Raw genomic sequence first — 4,962 nt, 5'->3', positions numbered from 1 at the left:
CCCGTCGTGCCTGCGCCGCCGGTAGTGGAGGTGCGACCCACGCCGCCGTCTGCGCCCCCGGCTCCCGCGCCCGCCGTGCACGTAGAAGTGCCCGCCGCGCCCGGACGCGAGGAGGAGGCGTCCGATGAAGGCGCGCCGGTGCTGCCCGACTGGATTTACCGCATCGTGCTTACGCTGCCGCTGGATCTGGTCGAGCAGATCGAAGAACTGCGCGAGGACGCCGGGATCGAAGGCGCGCCGCCGCCCGGCATCGATCTGGCCCCGGTGTTCCGCACCGATGATCCAGTCGAAGTCGAGGGGGCGCTGGACGATTGGGCGCAGGAGCACCTGCCCTTCGATCTGGAAGTCGCGGGCGTGCTGGCGAGCGTGATCGGCACGCAGCAGTACGTGGCAGGGCTGGCCGTCGAGCCGGAAGACGCGCTGGACGAGCCGTACGACGACCTGATGTTTAACCTCGATGGCCTGATCGTGCCTGCCGAGGATGACGACGTGCAGTTGGCGCAAATCGTCGTGGGCAGCGCTGTGCCCGCCTTGACGTACCCGCGTCTGGTCGCGCGCATGCAGCGCGAGATCGACCTGATCGGCTGGCGCGCCGAGTCGGTCATGCTCATCCGGCGCGAAGCAGGCGCGGATCTGGCGGACTGGCAGGTAGTGGCGCTGTTCGCCTGAGTGGGCTGTTTGTTGGATGGTTCGGAACGCCGCCCGGCGTTCTCACTGGTAAGAAGCACTCAAGGAGGGAAGCATGGCCGAAAACGCTGCCTCGCAGCCCGCGGCCTCTGCGTCGCGGCAGCAGCCCAAGTACTTTTTCCAGAACCGGCGGCCCAAGCTGCGCGGCGTCCCACGGGAAGCCGTGCCCGACAGCGCCGCCGCCGGGTACCAGGAACGGCTGGCTCAGGAAGGGTTTATCGCCCTGAACGACTGGCCCCAGGCGACCCAGGCGCTGCGCGAAGACGTGCGCGAGCTGGAACAGTACCTCATGCCGAGCTTCTGGCGCTGGGACCAGTTGGCGCGCTACTACCAGAACCGCCACTACCTGTACCAGTGGATTTTTATCCTGTCCGCGTTCCTGACCACCGCGTTTTCGGCGATCAGCGTGTTTCTGAACGGCACGACGCAGGACGTGTCGCTGGGGCTGTTCGACCTCACCGATCTGCTGGCGGGGCTGACGGTGGCGGTTAGCGGCATCGCGGCGATGGTGTCCTTCCTGAACGCGAATCAGGCCCCGCAGCAGAACTGGTTCAAGGCGCGCGCCAAAGCCGAGTCGCTGCGCTCTCTGTATTTCACGTTTATGGCTCGGCGGCCCCCGTTTAATGCCGACACCGGGCGCGATCGCTCGCGCCTGCTGGGTCAGTCCGTGCTCGACATCTTGAGCGATAAGCAGGAAGGGGCGAAACAATGACCGACGCCAACCTTGTCCCAACCGATCCGCAGCCTGAGGACGCCAACTCGACGCCGGAGGAGCCGCAGGTTCCTGTGACGCCTGCCGCCGCCGACGAAGCCCAGCCGCTCGGTGAATCCGGCGCGCCCGCTGCACCCGCAGCCGAAACGCCCCCGGCCCAGCCGTCCGTAGAGGCGGCGTCCGGCGCAGCGGCAGGCGTCAGCCCGTTTACGGAAGAGGAAGCGCGCATTCGCACCCAGTTGTATCTGGCCGAGCGGCTCGACTATCAGGCCGGTTACTACCAGCGGCGTTCCGATGAATTTAACTTCAACGCCGACCGTATGCTGTATGTGTCCGCGTTTATCATGGGCATCTCGACCGTCGTGTCGTCGCTGTCAGTGGTCAACGACCGCTCCATCTTGCCTCTGGTGACGGCGCTGCTGCCTGCGTTTGCGGCGGCGGTATCGGCCTTCCGCTCGCTGTACCAGTGGGATCGTCAGGCGTCGTTATACGACGAGGCGTGGGTCGCGCTTCAGCAGGCGCGGCTGACGATGCCCGACGAGGACTACATCGAGCCGGGCGACTATCAGCGTGCGTTCCCGGATCTGGTTGACAGGACGGAAGAAATCCTGCGCGGTGAGGCGGGGCAGTGGGGCCAGATCAGCCTGCCGGTTAAGGCGGGCGGTCAGGGGACGACGCCCGCGACCGGCGGCGGCACGTAACGTCGCAAGCCGCCGGGGAACGCCAATCTGCCGACACATCGACCTAATCGATCGCAACCTGTGTGAGACTGCTAATCAATGAGCTGGGTAGAGTGGTATCTGATCGCGGTGCTGGCGATTCCGCTGGGGCTGGCACTGTTTAATCGTCTGCGCGCGGATACTGCCGCGTTGATCATCGCCGTCGCGTTGGGAGTGGGGCAGTTCGTGGGGCTGGGCTTGCTCGGCCCCGCCGATTCGCCGGATCTGGCCTCAAGGGCGATTTCCGGCTTCGGGCAGCCGGTCGTCGTCACCCTCATCAGCCTGTTCATCATCACGCATACGCTGGACAAGGTGGGCATCACGCGCTGGATCGCGGCCCGGCTGCTGTCGGTCGGCGGCCAGTCCGAGTGGAAGCTGATCGCGCTGTTTTCCGTCACGGTCGCGCTGTTGTCGCTGGTGATGAACAGCGTGGCGGCGGGCGCGCTGCTGCTGCCGAGCGCGATGGACGTGGCGCGGCGCAGCGGCGTCAAGCCGAGCAAGCTGCTGATGCCGATCGCCTATTCCAGCCTGTTGGGCGGCACGGCGACGTATTTCACCACGGCCAACATCATCATCAGCGATCTGCTGTTGGCCGCGGAGCCGCCGCAGACGGCGCTGCACATCCTCGACTTCACGCCGACCGGTGGGCTGATCACGATCGCCGGTATCGCGTTTATCGTGCTGCTCGGTCGCCACCTCCTGCCCGATCGTCCCACGCTGGTGGACGACATTGTGTCGCGCCCCACCGGGTACGAGCTGGAAGATTTTTACCGACTGGGCGAGCGGCTGTGGGACGTGCAGGTGCACAAGGATTCCGATCTCAACGGGTGTTCCCTGGCCGATTCGCACCTGGGTGAGCGTTTCGGCGTGGTCGTGGTGGCGGTTCAGCATGGCCGCCGCCCGGTCTACGCGCCCGCGCCCGATCAGATCGTGACCGAGGGTGACACGCTGTTGATCGTCGGGCGTGAGGAGCGCGTGCGCGAGATCGAAGGCGTGACCGTCAACGGACACGGGATCCAGCGCCACCTCAGCCGCCCCGGCGTCGCGCTGGTCGAGGTCGTGCCCGCGCCGCATTCGTCCGTGGAGGGGCAGACGCTCCGCCAGTTGAACTTCCGGCGCGAGTTTGGCTGCACGGTGATCGCGCTGTGGCACGACGGGCGCAGCTACCGCACCGACCTCGCCAACATGAAGCTGCGGCCCGGCGATTCGCTGCTGGTGATCGGCCCACGCGCGTGTACGCGGCGTCTCCAGGCCAGCCGCGACTTCATCGTGCTGGAACCGGACACGCGTGACGAGATGATCCAGGTGCGGCAGGTGGCCCTGGCGAGCGCGATCACGTTGGGCGCGATCGGCTTCTCGATCGCGGGCTTCCCCGTTTATCTGGCGATGCTGGCGGGCGCGATTTTGCTGTTCCTGTCGCGGTTGATTTCCATCGAGGAAGCCTATCGCAGCGTGCGCTGGCAGGCGATCTTCCTGGTCGCGGGCATGTATTCGGTCAGTCTGGGCATGGTGCATACCGGGCTGGCGGATCGTATTGGCGAGCAGATGGTGAACGTCGTGACGCCGTTTGGCCCGCTTGGGCTTGCGGCGGGCTGCTTCCTGCTGACGGCGCTGCTGGCGCAGGTGATGGGCGGGCAGGTGACGGCCCTCGTCACCGGACCCGTTGCGATCAGCGCCGCGCTCAGCCTGGGCACCGATCCGCACGCGATCGCGGTCGCCACGGCGATCGGCTGCTCGGCGTCGTTCCTGACGCCGCTGGCGCACCCGATCAATGTGCTGGTGATGGGTCCGGCCAACTACCGCTTCTCGGACTTCGCGCGGCTGGGGTGGGGCCTGACCATCATCTGCTGCCTGATGCTGATCCTGGGCATGAAGATTTTTTGGGGACTGTAGGAAACCCCGTCCTTTAGGCACTGGTCACGGCTGCGCTGCGGCATCATCGAGGATTTTGTAGGGGCGGGTTTATGATCCGCCCGTTTTTGTCTTGTGCAGAGTTTCGTCTGTTGCCCGTAGGGGCGTATCGCAATACGCCCCTACAAACCCCATATTCCGCATATCCGTAGGGGCAATTCATGAATTGCCCTTACGCGTTTCTCCTGCCTGTCCACCTACTGGCAGTTCACCGTGGCGAGATGCTCCTCATATGTGACGGAGAACTTCGCGCCCGTGCCGTCACATGACGCGGCCATATAGTAATAGTCGGTCTGCGCCGGATAAACCGCCGCCGTGATCGCGCCCACGCCGGGACTGTCGATGGGGCCGGGCGGCAGACCGGGGCGCGTGTACATGTTGTACGGCGATTCCACGCTCATGTTGCTGCCGTTGATGCGCGGCCACCAGTTGCCCGGCCCGCCGAGCGCATACTGCGCCCCGGCGGTCGAGGCGAGGCGGTTGCCGTCGCGCAGGCGGTTGTAAAACAGGCTGGCGATCAACTTTTGCGTTTCCGCCGCGCGCGATTCCCGCTGAATGACGGACGCCATCGTCAGCGCCTCGTAGAAGCTGATGCCTTGCGCGGCGGCGTCGGCGCGCATCTGCGCGGGGATGCTCGCGTCGAAGGCCGCTAGAAGCTGGTCGCGGAACCCTTCGGCGGTCGTGTCGTTCTGGATCTCGTACGTGCCGGGGAACAAAAAGCCTTCCAGCGACGTTCCGCCGGGGCGCGCATTCGCGTAGTCATATGGCGTCATGACGCCTGCCCCGGTAGCGTTCAAAAACGCTTGGCCGGAGAACCCAACCGGGACCGTATCGATCTCCGCCGCGATCTGCTCGCGCCGCCAGCCTTCGGGCACGACGATCGTGCACGGGCACTGCGGCACGCGCGGCCCGGTGACCGGCTCGACGGCGGGC

General features: G+C 65.9%; 4 protein-coding genes and 1 pseudogene. 4 read left to right on the top strand and 1 reads right to left on the bottom strand.

Translation table 11 applies throughout. The annotated features are described in order from the left end of the window. The 4 genes and pseudogenes from V7116_RS25360 to V7116_RS25345 form a co-directional block, all read left to right on the top strand. Positions 1 to 669: pseudogene (locus V7116_RS25360) on the top strand (hypothetical protein); the annotation flags it as partial. A 73-nt stretch (positions 670 to 742) separates the two neighbouring features. Beyond that, positions 743 to 1,399: a DUF4231 domain-containing protein gene (locus V7116_RS25355; RefSeq protein ID WP_324394795.1), complete on the top strand. Its 657-nt coding sequence runs from the start codon at positions 743 to 745 to the stop codon at positions 1,397 to 1,399. Beyond that, entirely contained in the window at positions 1,396 to 2,100 is a 705-nt protein-coding gene (locus V7116_RS25350) for an SLATT domain-containing protein (protein ID WP_324394794.1), read from the top strand. The genes V7116_RS25355 and V7116_RS25350 overlap by 4 nt, the downstream gene beginning before the upstream one ends. Before the next feature lie 78 nt (positions 2,101 to 2,178). Continuing rightward, positions 2,179 to 4,011: an SLC13 family permease gene (locus tag V7116_RS25345; RefSeq protein WP_324394793.1), complete on the top strand. Its 1,833-nt coding sequence runs from the start codon at positions 2,179 to 2,181 to the stop codon at positions 4,009 to 4,011. A 215-nt stretch (positions 4,012 to 4,226) separates the two neighbouring features. On the opposite strand, the gene mltG is transcribed toward V7116_RS25345, so the two are convergent. Then, a partial coding sequence (gene mltG, locus V7116_RS25340) for an endolytic transglycosylase MltG (RefSeq protein WP_324394792.1) occupies positions 4,227 to 4,962 on the bottom strand: 736 nt, incomplete at its 5' end.

Origin of the sequence: Aggregatilinea sp., assembly GCF_036822615.1 — a bacterium.
Classification (GTDB): Bacteria; Chloroflexota; Anaerolineae; order Aggregatilineales; family Aggregatilineaceae; genus Aggregatilinea.
Note: the sequence above shows the minus strand (reverse complement) of the source record. Positions and strands in the feature narration are given on the sequence as shown.

Bases quoted from the DNA above. Each gene is read 5' to 3' on its own strand.
- V7116_RS25355 (WP_324394795.1), top strand. From the start codon at position 743: ATGGCCGAAAACGCTGCCTCGCAGCCCGCGGCCTCTGCGTCGCGGCAG.
- V7116_RS25350 (WP_324394794.1), top strand. From the start codon at position 1,396: ATGACCGACGCCAACCTTGTCCCAACCGATCCGCAGCCTGAGGACGCC.
- V7116_RS25345 (WP_324394793.1), top strand. From the start codon at position 2,179: ATGAGCTGGGTAGAGTGGTATCTGATCGCGGTGCTGGCGATTCCGCTG.